25 protein-coding genes and 1 pseudogene are annotated in these 21656 nt (G+C 52.6%); 12 read left to right on the plus strand and 14 right to left on the minus strand.

The genetic code is table 11. The features are described 5' to 3' along the window. Window positions 1-193 precede the first annotated feature (193 nt). From C7M51_RS22585 to C7M51_RS05205, 3 genes are all read left to right on the plus strand, one after another. On the plus strand, window positions 194-2080 hold the full coding sequence (locus tag C7M51_RS22585; RefSeq protein WP_280116109.1) for a M10 family metallopeptidase C-terminal domain-containing protein: 1887 nt from the start codon (window positions 194-196) through the stop codon (window positions 2078-2080). A 103-nt stretch (window positions 2081-2183) separates the two neighbouring features. Next, window positions 2184-2624 (plus strand): peptidoglycan-binding protein LysM, encoded by a 441-nt coding sequence (gene lysM, locus C7M51_RS05200; RefSeq protein WP_160620811.1) that lies wholly within the window; start codon window positions 2184-2186, stop codon window positions 2622-2624. Between the two features lie 213 nt (window positions 2625-2837). Beyond that, window positions 2838-3086 carry a hypothetical protein gene (locus C7M51_RS05205; protein WP_160620812.1) on the plus strand — a complete coding sequence of 83 codons (249 nt, stop codon included), beginning with the start codon at window positions 2838-2840 and terminating at the stop codon, window positions 3084-3086. Window positions 3087-3175: 89 nt separating this feature from the next. On the opposite strand, the gene C7M51_RS05210 is transcribed toward C7M51_RS05205, so the two are convergent. The 4 genes from C7M51_RS05210 to C7M51_RS05220 all read right to left on the minus strand — a co-directional run bounded on the left by C7M51_RS05210 (window position 3176) and on the right by C7M51_RS05220 (window position 5456). Continuing rightward, window positions 3176-4342 (minus strand): zinc-dependent alcohol dehydrogenase, encoded by a 1167-nt coding sequence (locus C7M51_RS05210; RefSeq protein ID WP_160620813.1) that lies wholly within the window; start codon window positions 4340-4342, stop codon window positions 3176-3178. Then, entirely contained in the window at window positions 4342-4881 is a 540-nt protein-coding gene (locus C7M51_RS05215; protein WP_244323800.1) for an SRPBCC family protein, read from the minus strand. Before C7M51_RS05215 ends, C7M51_RS05210 begins: the two co-directional genes overlap by 1 nt. 98 nt (window positions 4882-4979) lie before the next feature. Beyond that, entirely contained in the window at window positions 4980-5156 is a 177-nt protein-coding gene (locus C7M51_RS22210; RefSeq protein WP_167522362.1) for a hypothetical protein, read from the minus strand. A 48-nt stretch (window positions 5157-5204) separates the two neighbouring features. Beyond that, window positions 5205-5456 carry a hypothetical protein gene (locus C7M51_RS05220; RefSeq protein ID WP_160620814.1) on the minus strand — a complete coding sequence of 84 codons (252 nt, stop codon included), beginning with the start codon at window positions 5454-5456 and terminating at the stop codon, window positions 5205-5207. A 149-nt stretch (window positions 5457-5605) separates the two neighbouring features. Between C7M51_RS05220 and C7M51_RS05225 the strand changes: the two genes are divergently transcribed. Continuing rightward, on the plus strand, window positions 5606-5812 hold the full coding sequence (locus tag C7M51_RS05225) for a DUF2767 family protein (protein ID WP_160623575.1): 207 nt from the start codon (window positions 5606-5608) through the stop codon (window positions 5810-5812). A gap of 11 nt (window positions 5813-5823) precedes the next feature. Here C7M51_RS05225 and C7M51_RS05230 read toward each other — a convergent pair whose 3' ends face one another. Beyond that, window positions 5824-6378 carry a hypothetical protein gene (locus C7M51_RS05230; protein WP_160620815.1) on the minus strand — a complete coding sequence of 185 codons (555 nt, stop codon included), beginning with the start codon at window positions 6376-6378 and terminating at the stop codon, window positions 5824-5826. A 198-nt stretch (window positions 6379-6576) separates the two neighbouring features. Here C7M51_RS05230 and C7M51_RS05235 point away from each other — a divergent pair, with 198 nt between their 5' ends. Continuing rightward, a complete protein-coding gene (locus C7M51_RS05235) occupies window positions 6577-6903 on the plus strand; it encodes a four-helix bundle copper-binding protein (RefSeq protein WP_160620816.1) in 327 nt (108 codons plus the stop codon). 5 nt (window positions 6904-6908) lie between these two features. On the opposite strand, the gene C7M51_RS05240 is transcribed toward C7M51_RS05235, so the two are convergent. Further along, window positions 6909-7253, minus strand: coding sequence for a hypothetical protein (locus C7M51_RS05240; RefSeq protein ID WP_160620817.1), 345 nt, complete (start codon window positions 7251-7253; stop codon window positions 6909-6911). Window positions 7254-7474: 221 nt separating this feature from the next. Between C7M51_RS05240 and C7M51_RS05245 the strand changes: the two genes are divergently transcribed. Beyond that, a complete protein-coding gene (locus C7M51_RS05245) occupies window positions 7475-7660 on the plus strand; it encodes a hypothetical protein (protein ID WP_160620818.1) in 186 nt (61 codons plus the stop codon). Window positions 7661-7718: 58 nt separating this feature from the next. On the opposite strand, the gene C7M51_RS05250 is transcribed toward C7M51_RS05245, so the two are convergent. Then, window positions 7719-8075 carry a DUF4186 domain-containing protein gene (locus tag C7M51_RS05250; RefSeq protein ID WP_160620819.1) on the minus strand — a complete coding sequence of 119 codons (357 nt, stop codon included), beginning with the start codon at window positions 8073-8075 and terminating at the stop codon, window positions 7719-7721. 40 nt (window positions 8076-8115) lie between these two features. Next, window positions 8116-9069 carry a muramoyltetrapeptide carboxypeptidase gene (gene ldcA / locus C7M51_RS05255; RefSeq protein WP_160620820.1) on the minus strand — a complete coding sequence of 318 codons (954 nt, stop codon included), beginning with the start codon at window positions 9067-9069 and terminating at the stop codon, window positions 8116-8118. Between the two features lie 204 nt (window positions 9070-9273). Between ldcA and emtA the strand changes: the two genes are divergently transcribed. Further along, on the plus strand, window positions 9274-9891 hold the full coding sequence (emtA, locus tag C7M51_RS05260) for a membrane-bound lytic murein transglycosylase EmtA (protein WP_160623576.1): 618 nt from the start codon (window positions 9274-9276) through the stop codon (window positions 9889-9891). Here emtA and C7M51_RS05265 read toward each other — a convergent pair. Both C7M51_RS05265 and C7M51_RS05270 read right to left on the minus strand, forming a co-directional pair. After that, complete coding sequence (locus C7M51_RS05265; RefSeq protein ID WP_160620821.1) at window positions 9876-11018, minus strand: mechanosensitive ion channel family protein; 1143 nt, start codon at window positions 11016-11018, stop codon at window positions 9876-9878. The two genes, emtA and C7M51_RS05265, sit on opposite strands and share 16 nt — an antisense overlap. 93 nt (window positions 11019-11111) lie before the next feature. Next, window positions 11112-11846 (minus strand): flagellar brake protein, encoded by a 735-nt coding sequence (locus C7M51_RS05270; protein WP_160620822.1) that lies wholly within the window; start codon window positions 11844-11846, stop codon window positions 11112-11114. 216 nt (window positions 11847-12062) lie between these two features. Here C7M51_RS05270 and C7M51_RS05275 point away from each other — a divergent pair, with 216 nt between their 5' ends. Continuing rightward, window positions 12063-12260: a glycine zipper domain-containing protein gene (locus tag C7M51_RS05275; protein WP_160620823.1), complete on the plus strand. Its 198-nt coding sequence runs from the start codon at window positions 12063-12065 to the stop codon at window positions 12258-12260. Between the two features lie 13 nt (window positions 12261-12273). After that, window positions 12274-12522, plus strand: a complete 249-nt coding sequence (locus C7M51_RS05280) for a GlsB/YeaQ/YmgE family stress response membrane protein (protein ID WP_141174355.1) — start codon at window positions 12274-12276, stop codon at window positions 12520-12522. A gap of 97 nt (window positions 12523-12619) precedes the next feature. Here the strand turns inward: C7M51_RS05280 and C7M51_RS05285 are convergent, their stop codons facing one another. Beyond that, window positions 12620-13015 carry a winged helix-turn-helix transcriptional regulator gene (locus tag C7M51_RS05285; protein WP_160620824.1) on the minus strand — a complete coding sequence of 132 codons (396 nt, stop codon included), beginning with the start codon at window positions 13013-13015 and terminating at the stop codon, window positions 12620-12622. A gap of 85 nt (window positions 13016-13100) precedes the next feature. On the opposite strand from C7M51_RS05285, the gene C7M51_RS05290 reads away from it, so the two are divergent. Then, window positions 13101-13955 carry an SDR family oxidoreductase gene (locus tag C7M51_RS05290; RefSeq protein ID WP_160620825.1) on the plus strand — a complete coding sequence of 285 codons (855 nt, stop codon included), beginning with the start codon at window positions 13101-13103 and terminating at the stop codon, window positions 13953-13955. A gap of 235 nt (window positions 13956-14190) precedes the next feature. Here C7M51_RS05290 and C7M51_RS05295 read toward each other — a convergent pair whose 3' ends face one another. From C7M51_RS05295 to C7M51_RS05305, 3 genes are all read right to left on the minus strand, one after another. Further along, on the minus strand, window positions 14191-16350 hold the full coding sequence (locus C7M51_RS05295) for a TonB-dependent siderophore receptor (protein ID WP_160620826.1): 2160 nt from the start codon (window positions 16348-16350) through the stop codon (window positions 14191-14193). A gap of 228 nt (window positions 16351-16578) precedes the next feature. Continuing rightward, a complete protein-coding gene (gene treA, locus C7M51_RS05300) occupies window positions 16579-18246 on the minus strand; it encodes an alpha,alpha-trehalase TreA (protein ID WP_160623577.1) in 1668 nt (555 codons plus the stop codon). A gap of 309 nt (window positions 18247-18555) precedes the next feature. After that, window positions 18556-18780 (minus strand): hypothetical protein, encoded by a 225-nt coding sequence (locus tag C7M51_RS05305; protein WP_244323801.1) that lies wholly within the window; start codon window positions 18778-18780, stop codon window positions 18556-18558. 117 nt (window positions 18781-18897) lie between these two features. Here C7M51_RS05305 and C7M51_RS05315 point away from each other — a divergent pair. Continuing rightward, a pseudogene (locus tag C7M51_RS05315) lies at window positions 18898-20132 on the plus strand (MFS transporter). A 36-nt stretch (window positions 20133-20168) separates the two neighbouring features. Next, window positions 20169-20882 (plus strand): MgtC/SapB family protein, encoded by a 714-nt coding sequence (locus C7M51_RS05320; RefSeq protein ID WP_160620828.1) that lies wholly within the window; start codon window positions 20169-20171, stop codon window positions 20880-20882. Window positions 20883-21656: the final 774 nt, after the last annotated feature.

The raw sequence follows: 21656 nt of genomic DNA on the forward strand, positions 1-21656 counted from the left end.
TATTATTTAAATTGCTTTAATGCTTAAGAGTAAGACAATTCATTGAAGCTAATTTAAAACCTGTCGATAATCCGTTGCGACGGCGCTAAGCCCGTTTCTATCCCGAAATCCACAACGTCGAAAGAATGCCGTATCCCGTCAGGATGAGTGGGTAGTGCTGGCTTTTCGGGAATTGTTTCTGTCGGAGAATATATTGGCTACAAAAACGACGCGTCACTCCTGGTTTGATTCTGACGCTCAGGCAGCAAGCAGTTCAACCACCAGCACCGGTTATTATCACAACGTCCCCACGGTACATTACAGCATCAGCGAAGCCGCCGTACAGCTTACCCGCAGCGGGCAGAGCTGGAACGGTTATCAGGTTTACAATAAACCGGTGTCGCTCAGCTTCGCTTTTATCGATAACGTGGCGGCCTCGCCGCGCGGCGACAAAGGCATTGTCGCCTTTAACAGCGCGCAGAAGACGGCAGCGCTCCAGTCGTTACAGGCCTGGGCGGATGTGGCTAACGTGCATTTTACCCAGGTAACCTCCGGTGCCCGGCTGACCTTTGCCAACTACACGCAGTTTGCCAACGGGCAACAGGCTAACGATCAGGCGTATGCCTATCTTCCCAGCGCCAATAAGGCTGGTGGGACGATGTGGTTTGATTACAACATCAACAATATTCGCTCGCCCGATAAATATGAATATGGCCGTCAGACGCTGACGCATGAGCTGGGTCACGCGCTGGGGCTGAGCCATCCGGGCACCTATAACAGCGGCACCGGCGTTATCTCTTACAGTGCCAGCGCCAGCTACATTGAGGATTCACGTCAGTACACGCTGATGAGCTACTGGAGCGAAACCAACACCGGCGCCAATTTCCACGGGCACTATGCCGTGGCACCGTTGCTGGATGATATTGCCGCGATTCAGCGCCTTTACGGCGCGAATATGAGCACGCGTACTGGCAACACCGTTTATGGCTTTTCTTCAAACAGCGGGCGTGACTACTACAGCGCGACGAACGGCACTGATGCGCTGATCTTCTCCGTCTGGGATGCCGGCGGCAACGATACCTTTAATTTTTCCGGCTACACCCAGAATCAGCTAATCAATCTTAACGCCGGAACCTTCTCTAACGTTGGCGGGTTGACGGGCAATGTCTCCATCGCGCTGGGCGTGGTGATTGAGAACGCCATTGCCGGTAACGGCAACGATACGCTGCTCGGCAACAGTGCCGCTAACCTGCTGCGCGGTAACGGCGGTGCCGATCGGCTCTATGGCTATGACAGTAACGATACGCTGTATGGCGATAGCGGCAATGACCAGCTTTATGGTGGTAACGGCAACGATCTGCTGTACGGCGGTAACGGCAACGACACGCTGTATGGCGAGAACGGTATTGACCGGCTCTACGGCGGTGAAAATGACGATACGCTGTACGGCGGTAACGGCAATGACACGCTGTATGGCGAAAACGGTATTGACCGGCTCTACGGCGGTGAAAATGACGATGCGTTGTACGGCGGCAACGGTAATGACACGCTGTATGGCGAGAACGGCAACGACCGGCTCTACGGCGGTGAAAATGACGATACGCTGTATGGCGGCAACGGCAATGACACGCTGTACGGCGAAAACGGCAACGATCGGCTCTACGGCGGAAGCGGCAATAACGCGCTGTATGGCGGTAATGGCAACGATCAGCTGTTTGGCGATAGCGGCAGCGATCGGCTGGAGGGAGGGGCGGGTAACGATCGTCTTTATGGCGGCGGTGGAGCGGATAAGCTCTACGGCGGCGACGGCAACGATGTGTTCGTCTTTACGCGCGCCAGCGATTCACTCCCGGCACTGCGGGATATGATCGGCGACTTTACCAGCGGGCGTGACAAAATCGATCTTTCCGCACTGAACGGCAGCGCGCATCCGCTGCATTTCGTTACAAACTTTACCGGCAAGCTCGGCGAGATGCAGATGATCTGGGATGTGAAGGCCCATCTGACCCACCTCAGCCTGAATCTGTCGGGGGATAGCCATCCCGATATGACGATTGATATCGCTGCGCATCCCAATGCGCGCCTCGATTTTATTGTTTAAAGCAACAATGGCTCGACTTTATGGCTAAGGCTGAATAATATCCTCTCTGCTACGCTTATAAGGACATTAAGTTTTTTTATCGTCAATTAATGGAGGATGATACATGGGTCTGTTTAGCTTTGTGAAAGACGCAGGAGAGAAACTGTGGGATGCGGTAACGCATAATACAGAACAGCAGGACGTTAAAATCAAGGAGCATTTACAGAAAACCGGCATTCCGGATGCGGATAAAGTGCAGGTTGAAGTTAAAGACGGCAAGGCAACGGTCACTGGCGAAGGTCTTAGCCAGGAAGCCAAAGAGAAGATCCTGGTAGCGGTAGGTAACGTTGCCGGTATCAGCGACGTCGACGATAAGGTTGCCGTGGCGCAGCCTGCCGAAGAGAGCCGTTTTTATACCGTGAAGAAAGGCGATACGCTGAGCGCTATTGCTAAAGAAATGTACGGCAACGCGAACGAATATAATAAAATCTTTGAAGCGAATAAGCCGATGTTGAGCAGCCCCGATAAGATCTATCCGGGACAAACGCTGCGCATTCCGCAATAACTTATCAGGCCCGCCATCCGGCGGGCTTTTTCCCCTCTTTTACCCTTCTTTTTTGCTCCCTTCGCGGCGTGATGCCCGTTTTTTACCGCCTGTTTTTCCCTGCGTTAGCGCGTCCTTAACCACGTTTTTATTGCGGCTATTTCGATAAGAAGATTCGATTGTTAGCATAAATAAAAAGCGTATAGTTAAATGCGTAAACGGAGGGTTGGCAAAATGTTAAGAGATCACTTGCATATTCATGAACACGACACGCTGGAGCGTGTGGAAGAGATTCAACTGAAAAATCGCGGGCAGGAAGAGATTACGACGTGGTCGATTAAAGGACCGGACGGCACGTTGAAAGGGCAGGTTATGCTGTTTGATAAATTTTGCAGCCGCCGTTCGTGGCCGGTGAACTACCGTATTACGCAGCGGGACAGTCATGGCAGGGTGGTGATCGATAAGCTGATGGACAGCCTGTAAGCACGGCGCAGTAAGCCAGTCGCGTTTGTCATGGTGAATGACAAGAGGATAGCCGGGACAATCATCTCCCCGTTATCCTCTTGCAACAGTCAGGGCATAAATACCGCTCTGACGCAGCCATCCTCTTTATTCTTAAACATCTCGTAGCCTTTTGGCGCCTCTTCCAGCGAAAAATGATGCGTGGCCATAAAGGCAGGATTGAGTTCACCTTTGGCAACATGATCGAGCAGGCGATGCATATAGCGCTGTCCATGCTGCTGAGCGGTACGAATCGTCAGGCTTTTATTGATCATCAGCCCCAGCGGGAATTTATCCATCACGCCGTAAACGCCCAGAATCGAGATATTGCCGCCTTTACGACAGGAGTAGAGCGCCTGACGCAGCGCCGCGCCAACATCCGTTTCCAGATGCAGCAGCTGTTTCGTGCGATCGTAAACCTGACTCAGCCCTTCGCCGCGTGCTTCCATGCCAACCGCGTCAATACAGCTATCGGGGCCGCGTCCGCCGGTCAGCTCCAGCAAGGCTTCATGAATATCGGCCTTGCTGTAATCGAGCGTAATCGCCCCGGCATAATCGCGTGCCATTGCCAGCCGTTCCGGATAGCGATCGATGGCGATGACCTGATGCGCCCCCATCAGCCAGGCGCTCTGCATCGCCATCAGACCAACGCCGCCGCAGCCCCAGACCGCTACGGTATCGCCGGGATGAATATTGCAGAAATCCGCGCCCATATAGCCAGTTGGTGCTGCATCGGAGAGAAACAGCGCCTGCTGGTCGCTGACCTCGTCTGGCACCACGAAACAGTCGTTATCGGCGAACGGAACGCGTACATACTCCGCGTGGGATCCGGCGTAGCCGCCGAAAGCGTGGCTGTAAGCGTAGATGCCCGCCGTTGCATGACCTAATATCGGCTCGCCCTGTTCCCAGTGCGGGTTGGTATTATCGCAACAGGAGGGCAGTTCGTGCTGGCAATACCAGCAGGAGCCACAGGAAATAAAAGAGGGAACCACCACCCGATCGCCGCGCCTGATATTTTTGACTGCGCTGCCGACTTCCACCACTTCCCCCATAAACTCGTGACCGAGAATATCGCCTTCGCGCATGGTGGGGATCAGCCCGTCAATAACGTGCAGATCCGAGCCGCAGGTGGTGGTCAAACTCACTTTAATAATGGCATCGTGCGGATTCAGCAGCGCCGGGTCCGCGACGGTTTCTACGCGTAGATCGTTTACGCCATTCCAGCAAAGCGCTCGCATTATGCCTCCTCATCTTTTCGGCTGTCATGTCGGCCAGCGGGCTGCCCGTCGAGGCCAGGAATTTCGCCAGTTTCGGCCAGGCTTTTAAAACGATGCAGCGCCTTACTGAGCTGCTCTTTCGGGAAAAGATCGAGAAAGGCGGTGACCTTTTTCCCCAGCGCGCCGCCGGGCGGGTTAAAGCGCAGCGTAAGCGTGAGCTCGGTTCCCCATTCGCCTGGGGCCGGGCGAAACTGCAACATCCCTTCGTTGGGCACATCGGCACCTTCCAGCGATTCCCAGGCGATAACCACGCCGGGCTGCTGATCGGTTATACGGCTGCGCCAGCGATAGCTTTTTTTCAGCGGTCCCTCAACATGCCATTCGGCTTCTGTATCGTTTATGACGCTAATTTCCGCGAAGTGACGCATAACTTGCGGCAGCGTAGCGGGATCGCGCCATAATGCATAGAGCCGATCGGCAGGCTGGCCAACGGTAATCCAGCGGCGTAGCATCACTTCATGCGCCTTATGGGCGCCAGTCGGTTGAGCTTTCTTACTCACAAGACCTCCGGTAGTGAACAACGGTGCTTATTCAGTCTGTGAAGGGTGGGTCACCCGGCATATCACTCCGTCGCGCCGTCACAGCGCACGGGGCAAACTCAGAAGAGATGAAAATGGTGACGCAGGCTGAAAAAGCCCCAGTAGATAACCGATGCCACCAGATAGGCCCAGCAGCCCCACCAGGCCACCGGGTCACGTTTATTTTTCTCTTTTGGCAAATTGATAAATAGATAAAACGCAGCGGCAATCAGCGCAATAAAGTAGAAAATCTTCAACTTATCCTCCTTTTTTCCTTACCCTGTCACAACATAGCGATGTAAAAGCTATAGCACAGAAGCGTAAATAAGGAGAATTCGGCGCAGTATTAACAGGCGCTGCTGCTGGTGCGGCAATATGTCTGCGTTAAGTTCCGGTTTACGCATCAGACGCTGACGGTTAGGCCGCCCGGTCACGGCATCGAGGTAGCCGGTGACGTACAGGTATCGAGAAAGGCGGCGGTCAGGCGCGCCAGCGTCACCGGTGTGATCTGTCTGCTGCCCGCCGCTTGCTGTGAACGGGGATATTTGGGTAAGCATATTTGTCCGCCCGGCGTCGGAACAGCAGTTAAAAGCAGTGATCATACGCAGCGGGCTATTGGCGCATTGGGGTTTTGCTTTAATTTTACTTTCCGTTCAGTTTCTCATTCTGCCATAGCTGTGCCAGGTTTATAGGGGAGGAAACGATGATGAAACGAGATGCACTGAGCGAAGAGTATTATGATGAGGTTTGTCGGGTGATTGGCGATGCGGTGATCGTACTGGCGGAAAGCGGGTTTGATACCGAACGCAACACGCTGGCCAGCCTGCTGTGGCAAACGCGCCTGCGCCGTCATGACAGCGATCGTGACGAGCAAAAGGTGCTGGAGCACGCCATCAGGCTGATTAAGGTCTGAACCACTTTCGCTCAGCGTTGCCGCGTGGGTAAAGAGGGAAATTCCGTCACCAGGAAATGACGAAGGTGGTCGAGACACCACTCGCCATCCTCGACGCGCTGGCAGCAGAAAGCCAGCGTGATTTTTTTGCTGCGCGTTCCGGCAATCTCCAGCGGTGACCAGCTCCACTCCAGTGCTGAACGGGCATAGCTCACCATCGCGCCATCGCTGATATGATGAGCGATCTCCTGTTTTGCCAGATACGCCCAGAAATAGTCATCCAGCACAGGCGTTTCGTCGGTGAGCGAGGCGGGCAGCCCAGGGCGAAAGGCAAAATCGACGTAGCCGCTAATGCCATCCTCCAGCTGACGATAATCACAGCCGAGCGTCATAAATAGCCCATCCTGTAAATTGACCTCCTCCAGCAGCTGCCGCAGATTCGGCGAACGTTTTGCTTCCTCGATTTCATCAATGCGCTGTGTTTCATGCAGCAGATCGATGCCGCCATAGTTAACGCTGCCATCATCATAATTTTCACGCGGGTAGGGAAAGATAACGTAGCGATCGTTGCGTTTATCCTGATCCATATAAGCACTCTGTTAGAGAAAGACTCTTTTATCCTGCGATATCTGACGGCAAATGACTAATAAAAAAGTGCCACAGGGAGGATACTGCTCAAAAGACAAGGAAATGTCGGGAGAGCGCCGCAGCGTTCTTCGGATGTTTATCCTATGACCATTCCTGTTTTTAGCGTTTGTGTTGTAGATAAACATAAGGAAAAACAAATGATTGATTATATTGAAAGCAGTATCAAGCATTGCTACCGGTGCGCAATCGCCTGTGAGCGTTGTATCAGTGCCGCACAGCTATCGTCTGAACAGGAAGCCATGTATGACTGCCTGCGTCTGGCAGCGCAGTGCGCGGCGCTCTGTCGCCTGACGGCCCAGCTGGTTATCGATGACCGTAAAGCCGCTGTAGCGCTCTATCCGATCTGCGCCGCCGCCTGTCGCGCCTGTGCGCTGGAGTGCGATAAACATGCGCAGCTATCCTGCTCCTACTGCGCGCAAATCTGCCGCCAAAGCGCCACGGTCTTTGATGCGGCTATCCTCTAAACAGGTTATCTGTGGGAGGAATTCTCACAGGTATAGGTAATCATTTTATCCTGCTGCGGATCGATAAGTCGGAACTGTCGATCTGAAATGCGCTGCGCCAGATAGCCCTCCTTAGTGACCGCAGCCGGAATATAGCGGCTACGATCGTTGGAGTGCAGCGGGCCGCTCTCTACCTTCACTTTTTCATTAGCCACACTAAATGAATTAACCAGATCGAAAATGGTTCCGTGAGTGGTAGCGGTTTCCTCTCCGTACAGGGTGGCAACGCTTCCCGCACACTCAACGCCCGGCGGGCTGGATGAGCAGGCGGCAAGCAGTAGGGGAAGAGTGAGCACCATCACACGCAGCATAGTTATCGCCTTTTGATCTTTTATTACTTTTCCTGTCGCAAAGCAGGCCGTCACGGGCGCGCCGCAACGCGGTACGCTTTGATCAGCATAGCATCGCCATGAAAAAACGGCAGGATTCAGCATATTTCCACTTTTCGTGCCAGTGAAAAAAAGTGACTTAACTTGGTTTGACGGCATAACTTTGGCAAAATGTGCGCGCTGTCACTAAAGGGAAAAATTTAATGAAAGAAGAAGAAGCGAGCCTGATGCTGATTCGTCATGCCATCGATAACCTGCCTCAACCGCAAAAAACACAGGTACAGGCCTGTATTAACGGCATCAGAAGCGTGATGAATGATTATGCCAGTGAAGATGCTGGTCTGGCGCTGATGCTGGTAGCGGCGGAAGTGGCTGCTGAACAAGGATAAATGGGCATAAATTTTGAATGGCGCTAAACCAGCGGTGCTGGCAGGACGCCTGCCGTGTTTAGCGGTTCATCTCTCTCACCAGCCAGGCATAAATCACCTTAACGATATAGCGCTGCTGCCCGGCGCTTAATGGCTGATGCGCGGCGATATGATGCCATTTTTCCAGGCATCCCCGGCAGCAGGTTGCGGTGGCATGTTGCGCAATAAATACCGGATGTCCGCGCATCGGCGTTTGTTTGCCATCGTTACGCGGCTCGGCATCGGCCAGACGCTGTGCGACAAAGTCGGCGGCGTGGCGCTCGATTGTCTCCGGGCCTTTCTCCGTACAGTAGCGGCGCTCCTTCGCGCCGAGCCGGAAACGGCGGCGGAAAGGGGAGGCGCTCAGCCGCTGGAATAATCGATCGAGTTCAGTCATATTCACCCCGTTAACCGGCGCGATTCTGGCGCGGGTGCTGTCAACCTGTGATCTGCGCTGCGGCCTGGCGTAAAACCGGATGGCCGCTGATATCCAAAGTCGCCTGTCCCTCAGCCACGCATAATGCGCCGCGTGCGCCAAGCGGTAGGGTAACTGTTTTCTGTTCGTGTCCGAAATCCAGGCCGTCAATGACCGGCAGACCAGTCACCTCACGAATACGCTGCCAGACGGTAGCAAAACTGAAACCGTTATCATACTCCGTCGGGTTAAAACCGCTGAAGCTACCGACGATAATCGCCCGCTGCCGCGCCAGCACGCCGCACTGGTGCAGTTGCAACAGCATCCGTTCGACGCGGAAGGGATGCTCATTAACATCTTCGATAACCAGTATGCCGTCGGTCACCTCCGGCAGCCATGGCGTCCCAACCAGCGTCATGATCATCGCCAGATTTCCGCCCCACAGTGTGCCTTCCAGCCGCGGCAGGGCAGATACGCCGCTTTGCCATGTCAGGCTAAAGGCGGGCGTGGTTATTGCCTGCCAGAAATGATCTGAGGTGAAGTCGGAAAGCACCGGTGCCCCGAAATTGCCGCTCAGCATCGGCCCGCTAAAGGTAATCAGGCCGCTCTTTGCCAGCAGCGCCAGCTGTAGCGCGGTCAGATCGCTGTGTCCACACAGGGCGACCGGCTGCGCGGTCAGCGCCTGCTTAAGGCCATTGTAATCAACCTGTTCCAGCAGCCGTGTGACGCCGTAACCGCCGCGCACCGCCAGAATAATGTCCGGCAAAGGGCTGAGCCTGGCGAGCGCATTGATATCCTGTAAACGCTCGGCATCGCTACCGGCAAAGCGCTGAAAGCGACGGCTGATGGCGTGCTGGTTGTTCACCTGATGACCCGCCTGCTGCAATCGCTGTACGCCCAGCGCGGCGGCGGGCTGGTTGTGGCAGTAGCCTGAAGGGGCAATCAGATGGATAGTGCGGGGGGGCTGCGGGTTCATGACTCTGTTCTCCTTAAAGCGTTGAAGGCATTTTACGCGTTTGCCGTCCAACAGGCGTGATAATGACGAAACCGCGCGCTAAAGTCATCATTTGTCACACTTTATTTGTAAATTCGGAAAAGCGGCAATATGGCAATGCGGATCGGTCAGTAAGATGAAACGCAGTTATCAGGCTTTAAGGAAACCTAACGCGTGAAAATCAGGATGCTGATGCTTTCTGCACTGTTACTGGCTGGCTGCGCCAGCGAAAACGCCAGACACACGATTTCTCATCAGCAACAAACGCCGCTAACCAAAGCGCCACCCCGTCAGGTAGCACAGACATGGTCAATGTTTACCGAAGATGCCGCCAGCCATTATGGCGTGGATGAGCGTCTGATCAACGCTATTATCAGCGTCGAATCGGGCGGTAATCCCGGCGTGGTCAGCCGCTCTAACGCGGTTGGGCTGATGCAGATTAAAGCTTCTACCGCCGGACGGGAAGTTTACCGGGCACAGGGCCGCCGTGGTCAGCCAACCGCCGCTGAGCTGCGCGATCCGGCAAAAAATATCGATATCGGCACCGCCTATATTCGTCTGTTACAGAAGCGGGCGCTCTCCGGCATTCGCGATCCTGAAACGCTGCGTTACGCGACTATCGTCGCCTATGCCAACGGTGCCGGGGCGCTGCTGCGCACTTTTTCCCGCGATCGGGACCGCGCTATTGCGATGATTAATGAGATGACGCCGGATGAATTCCGGCGCCATGTGCAGACCAAACATCCGGCTGCCCAGGCGCCGCGCTATTTGTGGAAGGTGAATACCGTTTATCGCACCATCTGATGTTCCCGCGACGGCGCTTCGTTCTCTTCGTTGGAGGCGGCGTCCGTCACGTTGACTTCCGGCAGCGTGCCGCCGGTGAACTGTATATGCCGGATCGGGAAGGCGAAATGCACTTCCAGCGCCGTCAGTCGCTCCATCAGCTGCAGGTTAATCTCCTGCTGAATATCCATATATTTGTTGTAGTCGGCATCGGTCACGTAATAGATGACTTCATAAGTCAGCTGGGAAACATCGAAAGAGAAAAAGTGCGCGCGGTCGAAACGCGTTTGTTCCACACCCTGAATAATCTCTTTAACGATCCCGCCAATCTGACGCGCTTTTTCCGCAGGCGTGTTATAGCTGATGCCAAAGCGAAACTGAATGCGACGCTCCTGCATCCGTTTGTAGTTATGAATGGTTTGCTGTAGCAGGATGGCGTTAGAGCAGACAATCTGCTCACCGCTCAGGCTACGAATGCGCGTGGTTTTCAGACCAATATGCTCGATCGATCCGGCTACGTCGCCGAAAACGATAAAGTCACCGATCTCAAACGGTTTATCGATGCCAATCGCCAGCGAAGCAAACACGTCGCTCAGCACCGTCTGGATAGCCAGCGCCACAGCGATACCGCCAACGCCGAGGCTCGCCACCAGCGCGGTGATGTTAACGCCCATGTTGGAAAGGATGGCCAGCAGGATAATCGCCCAGATAAACACCCGCAGCATAATGCCGAGAATGACCATGGTGACCGGGTTACGCACGTGTGTCGGATCGCGCAGCATATTGCGCAGCCAGAGACGCACGCCGCAGTCGAGCCAGAGCGCGAACTGTAATATCAGCGCGACAAACCAGCCGTGATCGACAGCGCCGCGCCAGTTGGCGGGCAGATCGATAAACTTAATGGCGATCAGCAGAGAGAAGATAAACAGCAGCAGGCGGCTGGTGGTACGCAGCATCTCTACGGCAATATTGTAAAAGCGCGAGTGGTGCCCTTCGGTAAAACGCCCCAGGCGGGTGCTGAAGAAGCCAATCAGCGAGCGCAGCAGCCAGTAAATGACCAGCGTGCCGACCACGACGATAGCCGTATTGATCCAGAACGCCCGGTTAGTGAGTAGTGACAGTGTCTGATCGGATAATAATTCCTCCATCAGGGAAAATCTCCTTACGGTTGAGCGGGCAAAAAAATCAACTGTAAGCCTGGCTCAGGGTGATTACCTTTGCCAGGAGGAGAAAAAGCGGGATTAGCGAAAGCGCATCGCCTTCTCGCGTGCGACACGCTCCAGAGAAAAAATAATCTGCTGTAGCTGGCGCTCTTGTGCGGCGCTGAGCGAGGTAAAGCGGAAACTTAATCGCGGCGTGTGAATGGTCTCATTTTTGCTGCTGACGGTGGTTCGCCAGCCAATATGTAGCAGCTGCGCATCAACCTTAAACTCACCATATTCGCCCATATCCAGCCGCAGGCCGCGCCAGATATCGCCGCCGGCGAGGTTTTCCGGCAGCTCGCCATCCACCAGCAGGCCGACGCCGCCCAGCGACAGATCCTGCATACGTAAGCGAGCGCTACCGCCTTCGGGCCAGGTGACGTGACAGTAAAAAATCGGATCGAGCGGGGCGCTGATGCGGAAATATTCACGACGCTGAATTTGCAGCAGCTCCGGCGGCAACGGCGCGCCGAACGCGGGCAGGCCTTCATACTGCGTGGCGTGTAGCTGCGGCAGCGTGAACGCCACTTTGGCACCGCGCATCTCTGCGCTAACGCGTAAATCGCGCACCTCCAGCGTAACCTGATTATCGTAATCGTGGCTGCCGTAATCAATCATCAGCTGCGTCTGATCAACGAACAGCACACGGCTGATAAACTGACCGCGCGCATGGGACACCAACAGCGGCGTATTGTCGCGACCGATGTCGCGCAACACGCCCAAAACGGCCAGCGCGCCGCGTTTATAAAACTGTTCATTGTCTGGCTCTTTCACGTCCGGCTCCAGCGAGTTGTTAAAAATAGTTACAAGTTACCGTCACATCGGGATTATCGGCACCGTGACGCGAAATTTTATGCTCACTAAGTATTTTTTAAGAAATTTTTCTCAGAAAGTTTTACCTGAAATCACAGAGTTAGAATCCTGTCCTATACTTGTTGCCAGAAGTGGAATGAGCAGGACGACCGCGAACCGATTTCAGGAGGGCAGGTAATGTTTTCGAAAAAAGAAACGCGTAATCAACTGGATTATGCACATGATCGCACCCGCGAAGCAGGTAGTGAACTGTGTCGCGAGATGAACAACGTAACGCATCAGGCGTGTTCGTATGTGAAAAGTAACCCCTGGGCGGGCGTTGGTGCTGGCGCCGTAGTGGGAATTATTGTTGGTATGTTAATTAGTCGTAGATAAGAAGGAGTTGCAGATGGGAATTCTGTCATGGATTATTTTTGGTTTAATCGCCGGTATCATCGCTAAATGGATTATGCCGGGCAAGGACGGCGGCGGTTTCATCATTACGGTCATTCTGGGGATTATCGGTGCGGTAGTTGGTGGCTGGATCAGCACCTTCTTCGGCTTCGGTCGCGTGGACGGCTTTAACTTTGGCAGCTTCGTTGTTGCGGTCATCGGTGCCATCGTGGTGCTGTTTATTTACCGTAAAGTACGACACTAATCGTTAAGTCATAAAGGTTAAAAAAAGGAGGCTTCGGCCTCCTTTTCTGTTATTGATGTTTTATACGGCTTTCGTTTTTGTCGCGTTCAGGCAGGAATTAATCAAGGTTCTGCATGTTGATCCGCTGCTGCTGGATCAGCGGAAAATGGCTTTCCAGCCAGTCGGCCAGCGCCAGTACGTGCTCGCTGGCTTCCCTTCCGAGCGGTGTCAGGCGATATTCGACGTGCGGCGGTACGACATCGTAGGCTTTTCTGATCAGCAGGCCATCCTCTTCCATATAACGTAACGTCTGGGCCAGCATGCGCTCGCTGACGCCGCCGATGGCACGGCGAATTTCGCTAAAGCGCAGCGTTTTTTCCCGCAGCGCCAGTATAACCAGCATTGTCCAGCGGCTGGTCATGCGCTTTAGTAGCTCGCGTGATGGACAGTTAGGGTTAAGCAGCTCTCCGCGCGCTGACGGCAGATTGGCTACGGGTTGGTTATTTTTTTTCATCCTAACATTCCTGTAAGTACTTACTTTAAGTAAGTCTATCCTTTAGGCTGTTTCGACACCACCGTTATTGTTAAGGAGAAAGAAAATGATTGCAGTTACCGGCGCTACCGGCCAGCTTGGCCGTCTGGTTATCGAAAGTCTGTTAACGAAAGTGCCTGCTCAGGAGATTGTGGCGGTTGTGCGCAGCCCGGAGAAGGCACGCGATTTGGCAGAAAAGGGCATTGCTGTTCGTCAGGCTGATTACAATGACGCTTCTGCGCTGGAGCGGGCGCTGGCAGGCGTTGAGCGTCTGCTGCTGATCTCTTCCAGCGAGATAGGGAAAAGGGCGGCACAGCATCAGGCAGTGATTGATGCGGCAAAGAAAAATACGCTGCGTTTTATCGCCTATACCAGCCTGCTACATGCCGATCGTTCACCGCTGGGCCTGGCTGACGAACATCGCCAGACGGAAGCGGCACTGCGCGCCTCTGGTCTGCGCTTTGCGCTGTTGCGTAACGGCTGGTACACCGAGAACTATGCGGCCAGCATTCCTGCTGCATTACAGTTCCATGCGTTTACCGGCGCGGCGGGAGAGGGGCGTATCGCATCAGCCACGCGCCAGGACTATGCTGAAGCAGCCGCGGCGGTGATAACACAGATGACGCCGCAGGAAAAAGTCTATGAGCTGGCGGGCGACAGCAGCTATACGCTGGCGGAATTTGCAGCGGAGATCGCGCGCCAAAGCGGTACGGCGGTAGCGTGGAATAATCTGTCACAGCAGGCGTTTGCCACGCTGTTGATTGAGGCGGGATTGCCGCAGGGGTTGGCAGAGATGCTGGCGGATTCCGATGTTGGCGCGGCGCAGGGCGGGCTGTTTGATGACAGCAGCACGCTGAGCCAGCTGATTGGGCGTCCAACCACCCCGTGGCAGGAGACGATTGCCGCCACGCTGCGTGGCTGATAGCGCTGTCGATAAGAATGAAAGAAAGCAGGTGCCTCTTTCATTAGAGCGGCGTTCTCGCGGGTGACATGTTCCGTTCGCAAAGACGCAAAAGATAGCATCCCTGCCAGCTCGGCCCGCGCCTTCCATGGCGCGGGACGCTTTGCTCTTCGGTACATGTCACCCGCTTTTGAAGCTTTGTAGCCGTCTGCAAGAAAACAACCGCGGCCTGACCTGATAAAACGTTAACTGCCGGTCAGAAATCGTAGCCAACGGTGGCGACAACAGAACGTTCGGCGCCCCAGTAGCAATTACCGGTGCCGTAACAGGCGGCGACATACTCGCGATCGGTCAGGTTATTGGCGTTAACCTGCACCCATGCCCCTTTCAGCTGGTTATTCCATGCGCCGAGATCGGCGCGAACAGAGGCATCAAACAGCGTCGCCGAAGGCAAACGCGTACTGTTTTCATTATCCGCCCACTGCTTGCCGATATAGCGCACGCCCGCGCCCGCGCTGATGCCATAGTCAAACTTATAGTAACCCCACAGCGAAGCGATCTGATTAGGCGTGACATAAGGCGTATGCCCGTCATTACCATCGACGCTATCTTTAAAGCGCACGCGCGTCACCGAATAGTTGGCGATAGTGCTAAAGCGCGGCGTCAGCTGATTACGCGCCTCCAGCTCCAGCCCGCGTGAATGCACCTTTCCGGCAGGTTCATAGTAAGAGGTGTTAACTACGCGGTTGCCGACATCCTTCTGCGTCAGATCGTAAACTGCGAGAGAGTACATATCTGAAGTGCCGTTCGGCTGATATTTCACCCCAGCCTCATACTGCTCGGCGGTGGTTGGCTTCAACAGATCGCCGCTGGCGTCTGGCAGACTGGAAGGGGTAATCGCCTGGCTGTAGCTGACATAGGGAGAAATGCCATTATCGAACGCATACAGCAGCGAGGCGCGCCCGCTGATATGGTCATCGGAGCGGCGGCGGCTGGTGTCGGTTGTATCGTTGGTGCTTTTCGCCACCAGGCGATCGTAACGGCCAGAGAGCGTCATGTGCCAGTTATTCCACGCCATCTCATCCTGTAAATAGACGCCTGTCTGATGGTAGCGGCGCGTTTGATTATAGGCGTAGAGGCCGGGAGTACGGGCGGCGTCAGGATCGGCCGGATCGTAGGCGCTTTGCCAGAAATGTGTGCCGCCGACGCCGGTGCGGGCATTCAGCGGATCCACATAGGCGCTGGCATCCCACAGGCTGTCACGGTACTGATGATAATCAGCACCCAGCACCAGCGTATGTTCAACTTCGCCGGTGGTAAAATCGGCTTCCAGCTGATTATCGATAGCGAAGGCATCCAGCGAGGAACGCTCGCCGGAGTAGTAGCGATCCAGCAAATTGCTGTCGCCAATCCAGCCAATCTGGTAGACCTGATCCAGATCGACGTTGGAGTGGGTATAGCTGGCGTTAGAGCGGAAAGCCCAGGTCTCGTTAAAGCGATGTGAGAAGACGTAGCTGTAAATTTGCTCACGGCGTTTAAACTGATCGATTGCGCTTTCGCCATCATAGAATCCGTTGCTGAGCTTACGTCCGTTACGTTCGGTAATGCTGCCTTCGCCCGGCACCGAGCCATGATAGCCGCCAGACGGATCTTTTTGCAGGTAGGCTTTCAGCAACAGAGAGGTATCGCTGTCCGGCTGCCAGAGCAGAGAAGGCGAAATGGCATAGCGCTCTTCACGCGTGTGATCGTACTGCGTATCGCTGTTGCGGGTGATACCGGTCAGACGAAACGCCCACTGGTCGTTAATGGCATTGGTATAATCGAAGGCGGCACCGGTCGTGCTGTTATTGCCCGCCATCAACCGGAAGTGGCCTTCCTGCTGAAACTGCGGGCGTTTGGAGGTCATCATCACCAGCCCGCCGGGCACGGTCTGACCATACAGCGCGGAAGAAGGGCCTTTAATCACGTCGATGCGTTCCAGGAACCAGGGATCGACCTGTAATGCGTTATAGCTGCCGCCATCGGTCATCAGGCGCAGGCCGTCCAGGAAGGTGTTATCCACATCGCCACCGTGGAAGCCGCGCAGTGAAACCGTATCATAGCGGGTGGCGGCCCCGGCAAAGTTGGTAAACACCCCGGAGCTGTAGTTCAGCGCCTGGTTAACGTCCATCGCACCCTGGTCTTCAATTTGCTGCCGTGTAATCACCGAAACGGACTGACCGGTAGTAATCAGCGGGCGGTCGGTTTTCGTTGCGCCGCTACTGGTTTTGGCGCGATAGCCAGCGGTGGGTGAATCAGCGGTTTCCGCTGGCTGAGCGGTAACGACCAGCGTATCGGCAGCAATGGCAAAACCAGGTACGGCAAGCGCCAGCGAACAAAGCAGCGCGGAACGTTTCAGGCTGAAAGGCATTCCCATTTGATATCCCTTAAAACAGACAAAAAGGTCGCGCTGTCAGAGCGACGACCGACAGAAGAAATTGAACGGTTAATCATATTGTAACTGCAAAGACTAATGAGAATTATTATCTTTCTCTGTGTCTGATTCAAGTGGAGATTTATCTGAATATATCCAGATAAATAGTGCGGATTCATAGTGTTAAAACAGAGAGCATTGACCCGGCGGCAATGCCGGGTCAATATCAAATTACTGCGTTTTTTTCATATCATCGACGTTGTTACAGGTGATACCCTGCGGACAATACATATCCATCAGCTTAAGCGTCACGCCGTTGGTCCAGCCGAAGCCGTCCTGCAACGGATATTCACCGCCACCGCCGCCGCCGAGATTGCCTTCAACAACATATTTTTCCACCAGCTTATGCTCGCGATTATAGGTAGCCTGAACGTTTTCCAGAAAGCGCATACCGATCTCTTTCGCCAGCGTCTGCTCGTTGTAATGATTCAGGCCTTCAACCGCGATCCACTGCAACGGTGCCCACCCGTTAGGTGCATCCCATTGCTGACCGTTATGCACATTGGTGGTAACCAGACCGCCCGCTTTTACCAGCTGTTTCTCTACCGCATCCGCTGTTTTCGCCGCACGATCGCTGCTGGCAGCTTTGGCATAGAGCGGGAACAGCGCGGCGGCAGTTAGCTGAGTGCGTACGCTGTTACGTTTCCAGTCATAATCGGCGTACCAGCCCTCTTTATCGTTCCACAGATAGCGGTTAATGGCGGCCTGACGTTTTTCTGCCAGCTCCGCGTAGCGCTGGCTCTCATCTGATTTATTCGCCACCTTGCTGGCATGCGACAGCGTTTTTTCCAAATGGAACAGCAGGGCGTTCAGATCTACCGGTACGATCTCGGTGGTACGGATGGTAGAAAGATCGTTGGGATCGTCAAACCAGCGGGAGCTGAAATCCCAGCCTGATGCCGCGCCCGAACGCAGATCGCGGTAAAGTTCCGCTTTGTTACGCTGGGGCGATTTTTGTGCCGTGGTAATATCATCCATATAGGATTCGGTACGCGGCACGTCGCGCGCATCCCAGTAGCGGTTCAGCACCGTACCCTCTTTCAGTTTCACTACGCGTTTGCTGGCACTACCTGCGGTGACGGTTTGTGCATCCGCCATCCAGTAGTGATACTCTTTTTCCAGCTGCGGCAGATATTTTGCGTAGGTTTGCTCGCCGTCATGCTGCGCCAGCAAATCGACCATCAGGCTAAAGAAGGGCGGCTGGGAACGGCTGAGATAGTAGCTGCGGTTACCGTTAGGGATATGTCCGTAGGTATCCAGCTCGTAAGCAAAGTTATCGACCATATCCTGTACGCGATCCCAGTGGCCGCTTTCTGCCAGGCCCAGCATGGTGAAATAGCTGTCCCAGTAATACACTTCCCTGAAGCGCCCGCCCGGTACGACATAGGGTTTAGGCAGCGAAAGCAGCGAGTCGTACTGGTTTACTTTATCAGTCGTGCGCGTCAGCACCGGCCAGAGGCCATTGATGTGTTCACGCAGGCTCTGTCCGGCTGGGGGAACATAGGCTTCAGGCTTGCCCGGCACGGTAAAATTATTCTCCACAAAGCGGCGCAGGTCGAAATTACGCTGGTTTTTCTGCATCTGCCAGTCGGCGAGAATCGAAGCCGGATTATATTTCGGTACCGCATCGGCGAACGTTTTTTGATCCGGGAAAAATTTTGCTGACTGTATCGCGTGATACAGCGGCCCAAAACGGACATCCGGCGGTTGAGGTGCCTCAGCCTGCTGCTGATTTTCCGCAGCCTGTGCATAAAAAGATCCCGTAGCCAGCGCACCCGTTATCAACAAAGGCAACAGCAACGCGCCTTTCCATTGAGAATTTACGGCCTTTTTCGTCATCATTGTTCTCCTTGTCCAGACCAGACACAGCCTGTAAGTAATTGACCCTGCAAAAAACTTTAGACGAAATTTACTGGTTTGCCTGCCGGCGGTTGGGAAATGTGAGTTGGCTTGGGGAATTTGAGCAGCGACAGGCACCACGTAGTGAGCGCCTTGACTTTATGCCGATCCGTTATAAGCGAGCGCCTTTGCCTGGCGTTGTACAGACAAAGCGCTATTTACAAGGCAGGGCGTCGGGTAGAGAAACGCCTTGCCGACATGGCCGTGTAGAGCAGGCAGGCTGATATAAAAAGGAGAATCGGGTTACGCCTAAGCACCGGTTTCCTGCTGAATACGCCTGTTTATATAGTTGACCGCCTGAGCAACATCCATAATACCGTTAACGGCATTGGTGACGCCCTGACCAATAATAATTTCTGCCTGCCGCAGGTTAAAAGGTTCGCCCTGATTATTTCGCGTTTCTCTTATTCCAGTACTTCCCTGCGTAGTTAATAAATTAAACCACGGATAGAGAGCAGGGTAATTGTGTCTCATATTTCTCATACCGGTGCTCTGTTGCACGACGAACTGGTTACGGCATGCGCAAAGGAAAATATCCTTGTCGCCTGGGATGGCCTGACTCTGAATACCGCTCATTGAAGGATTGGTAACATGGACTTTAATAAAACACCGCGCCTGCTCATTATGATGTTCTTGCAATACTTTATGCAGGGTGCCTGGAACATGACCATGGGACTGGTGCTGAGTACCTATGGATTGGCGACAATTATCGGTTCTTCCTATGCATTATTGGGGCTGGCCACCATTATTTCACCGCTTTTTATCGGTATGATAGCCGATCGTTTTTTCTCTTCACAGAAGGTTATGGCGGCGCTGCATCTGTGTAATGCGGGTATTTTGCTGATAGCTCCACAATGCATTGAATCGCAAAATACCGCCATGACACTTGTTATAATATTCATGGTTGGTTTGTTATTTTATCCGACTACTGCGCTGGCCAATAGCATCACTTTTAGTCATATTAACGGGGTTAAGAATTTTCCCTTTATCCGGGTATTTGGCACTATTGGTTTTATTACCATCGGTTTTATTCTTGGCGAAATGGGATATTCCGGTAACACCATGACCTGGTATATTGCTTCGGCTACAGGTATATTCTTAGGGTTTTACTGTCTTACTCTGCCTGATACTCCCCCTAAGGCTAAAGGAAGCGCCTTTGCTCTGCGAGATCTGTTGTGTCTGGGTGCATTAGCGCTGTTTAAAGATCGCAGCTTTACCATATTGATGGTCAGCATCTTTGCTTTGATGATCCCGAAAACAGCCTACACTGCTTATATTCCGGTGTTTTTGCAGACTCTGGGATTTGATAATGCAGCTTCGATGCTACAGATTGGGACCATCTGCGAAATTCTGTTTATGTTCCTGCTGTCATATCTCTTGCTGAAGGCAGGTTTTAAAATCGTTTTGCTGACAGGAGCGGTGTGCTGGATCATTCGTACCTTATTTTTTGCCCATGCTTCACTGGACGCCAATATGATATTTGTAGTGGCGGGTCTGATGTTACAGGGATTCTGTTGGGACTTTTTCTTTACCGTCGATGATATTTATGTCGACCGTAAGGCAGCACCAGAAATCAAAGCACAGGCGCAAAGCCTGAGGTTCATCATATCAAATGGAGCTGGGCTACTGTTTGCTTCCACCGTATGTGGTCAACTGTTCAATAGCACGGTGACGGAAAAAGGCCCTCAATCTCTCCCTCAGTGGGAAACTTTCTGGCTGGTTTCCGCCGGCGTTGCCGCTGGAGTCTCTTTCTTTTTCCTGATTTTTTCCGCGATGATTTAACAAGTAAAAAAATAAAGCCTTTACAGGAAAATGTTAGCTCCTGATTTAGTAAATGGATGTATTATTTAAGGATATAGTATATGAATACGCTGGCTGCGATGTTTACTGAACAAGGCTTTTTTCCGCCAATTACCGTGATAAAAATCAGCTTGGCGTTTGTCCTTGGCGGCATTATAGGTCTGGAAAGAGAGTCCAAAAGAAAGCCTGTCGGATTTAAAACATGCGTCATTATTGCTGTTGCCAGTTGCGTGCTGACGATCGTCTCAATACAGTCAGCGGAGTACTATGCTGAAATATCGATAAATATTCGTAGCGATCCAATGCGCCTTGCGGCACAGATTATCAGCGGCGTAGGTTTTTTAGGCGCTGGTGTGATTCTGCATCGACATGATGACGCTATTTCTGGCTTGACTACTGCAGCGATGGTCTGGGCTTCTGCCGGTATAGGTATTGCCTGCGGATCTGGTTTTTACTTTCATGCTTTTTTCGCCACCGCCTTATTTTTACTGGCGATTAAACTGAGCTCACTTATCATTTTTTTGCAAACAAAAAGTCAGTTTTCTGGCAAGGTCAGAGTACGCGTTATCCTTGACGAACGAAGCGGACTGGAAAATTTGATAAACAGTATCCATCAACAAAAAAATATCATTGAAGCTGTTACTATCAGAGACATTAAAAAAGGGAAGGTTGAAGTGAATCTTAAAATGGGCATAAGGAAAAAAATAACGCTGCCAGAACTGTATAACGATCTGGCACAAGTTGAACACGTTTGTGCTATCGCGCTTGAACATTAACCTGCTTTCCAGGTCATGGCCTGTTGTGCTGTGACCTGGAGTGTCAACAGAATCAGACATGTCGTCAGTAAACAGCGTTTGTATCTCCGACATGTGCATTAACATCAAAAATAAAAAGGTCATAAGTAATGGCAGTTTTTTATTTAAATTTTGTTAAATTCATCTGTTAATGCATTATCGATTTTATGGCCCAGCACATCGCGAGAAATAATAAATTTAGGCGTGTTAACAATAAGTTCAGGCAGCGATACCTTACCGCGATGATGTAAGTAATTAAAAACACTTTGCATATTGTCTGACGACGTTTCCTGTAGCAATCTGCCAAGAGTGATATGTATAATATTTTTCCTGACATGTTGAGGGAGGTTATATTTATGATAAATTTTATCCCTGAATGATTCCAGGACTGGTGAGCCGCCAACAAGGATAACGGAGCCATTGCTGGTTAGCAATATTTCACTAAAGCAAATCGCTACTTCCGCTAATTTTTTAAAATCTTCTATGATATTTTCGCATAGCGAAAACCACTTTTCCTTGTTACTGAAAAAATTATCAGTGCTGTCATGATATATAGTCAACAACGTTGAGTGTAAAAAATTTTTATCGTACAGGTAAATAAAGGGAAAAAGAGAATTAAAATCAGCAATAAAATTATCCAGGTGAGAGATAAAAGCAGAAAATAAACGATCATCTTTCCCAGGGATAATTGTCTGCCCGGCATTTAAGCTAATATCTACTATGCCGGTATTGTTTTTCTGTTCATGCCAAAGAACT

Source organism: Mixta intestinalis (assembly GCF_009914055.1).
GTDB lineage: Bacteria > Pseudomonadota > Gammaproteobacteria > Enterobacterales > Enterobacteriaceae > Mixta > Mixta intestinalis.

What these genes read in the sequence shown, in the direction of transcription:
- lysM (WP_160620811.1), top strand. Translation starts at nt 2,184, where the DNA reads ATGGGTCTGTTTAGCTTTGTGAAAGACGCAGGAGAGAAACTGTGGGAT.
- C7M51_RS05205 (WP_160620812.1), top strand. Translation starts at nt 2,838, where the DNA reads ATGTTAAGAGATCACTTGCATATTCATGAACACGACACGCTGGAGCGT.
- C7M51_RS05210 (WP_160620813.1), bottom strand. Translation starts at nt 4,342, where the DNA reads ATGCGAGCGCTTTGCTGGAATGGCGTAAACGATCTACGCGTAGAAACC.
- C7M51_RS05220 (WP_160620814.1), bottom strand. Translation starts at nt 5,456, where the DNA reads ATGCTTACCCAAATATCCCCGTTCACAGCAAGCGGCGGGCAGCAGACA.
- C7M51_RS05225 (WP_160623575.1), top strand. Translation starts at nt 5,606, where the DNA reads ATGAAACGAGATGCACTGAGCGAAGAGTATTATGATGAGGTTTGTCGG.
- C7M51_RS05230 (WP_160620815.1), bottom strand. Translation starts at nt 6,378, where the DNA reads ATGGATCAGGATAAACGCAACGATCGCTACGTTATCTTTCCCTACCCG.
- C7M51_RS05235 (WP_160620816.1), top strand. Translation starts at nt 6,577, where the DNA reads ATGATTGATTATATTGAAAGCAGTATCAAGCATTGCTACCGGTGCGCA.
- C7M51_RS05240 (WP_160620817.1), bottom strand. Translation starts at nt 7,253, where the DNA reads ATGCTGCGTGTGATGGTGCTCACTCTTCCCCTACTGCTTGCCGCCTGC.
- C7M51_RS05245 (WP_160620818.1), top strand. Translation starts at nt 7,475, where the DNA reads ATGAAAGAAGAAGAAGCGAGCCTGATGCTGATTCGTCATGCCATCGAT.
- C7M51_RS05250 (WP_160620819.1), bottom strand. Translation starts at nt 8,075, where the DNA reads ATGACTGAACTCGATCGATTATTCCAGCGGCTGAGCGCCTCCCCTTTC.
- ldcA (WP_160620820.1), bottom strand. Translation starts at nt 9,069, where the DNA reads ATGAACCCGCAGCCCCCCCGCACTATCCATCTGATTGCCCCTTCAGGC.
- emtA (WP_160623576.1), top strand. Translation starts at nt 9,274, where the DNA reads ATGCTGATGCTTTCTGCACTGTTACTGGCTGGCTGCGCCAGCGAAAAC.
- C7M51_RS05265 (WP_160620821.1), bottom strand. Translation starts at nt 11,018, where the DNA reads ATGGAGGAATTATTATCCGATCAGACACTGTCACTACTCACTAACCGG.
- C7M51_RS05275 (WP_160620823.1), top strand. Translation starts at nt 12,063, where the DNA reads ATGTTTTCGAAAAAAGAAACGCGTAATCAACTGGATTATGCACATGAT.
- C7M51_RS05280 (WP_141174355.1), top strand. Translation starts at nt 12,274, where the DNA reads ATGGGAATTCTGTCATGGATTATTTTTGGTTTAATCGCCGGTATCATC.
- C7M51_RS05285 (WP_160620824.1), bottom strand. Translation starts at nt 13,015, where the DNA reads ATGAAAAAAAATAACCAACCCGTAGCCAATCTGCCGTCAGCGCGCGGA.
- C7M51_RS05290 (WP_160620825.1), top strand. Translation starts at nt 13,101, where the DNA reads ATGATTGCAGTTACCGGCGCTACCGGCCAGCTTGGCCGTCTGGTTATC.
- C7M51_RS05295 (WP_160620826.1), bottom strand. Translation starts at nt 16,350, where the DNA reads ATGGGAATGCCTTTCAGCCTGAAACGTTCCGCGCTGCTTTGTTCGCTG.
- treA (WP_160623577.1), bottom strand. Translation starts at nt 18,246, where the DNA reads ATGACGAAAAAGGCCGTAAATTCTCAATGGAAAGGCGCGTTGCTGTTG.
- C7M51_RS05305 (WP_244323801.1), bottom strand. Translation starts at nt 18,780, where the DNA reads ATGAGACACAATTACCCTGCTCTCTATCCGTGGTTTAATTTATTAACT.
- C7M51_RS05320 (WP_160620828.1), top strand. Translation starts at nt 20,169, where the DNA reads ATGAATACGCTGGCTGCGATGTTTACTGAACAAGGCTTTTTTCCGCCA.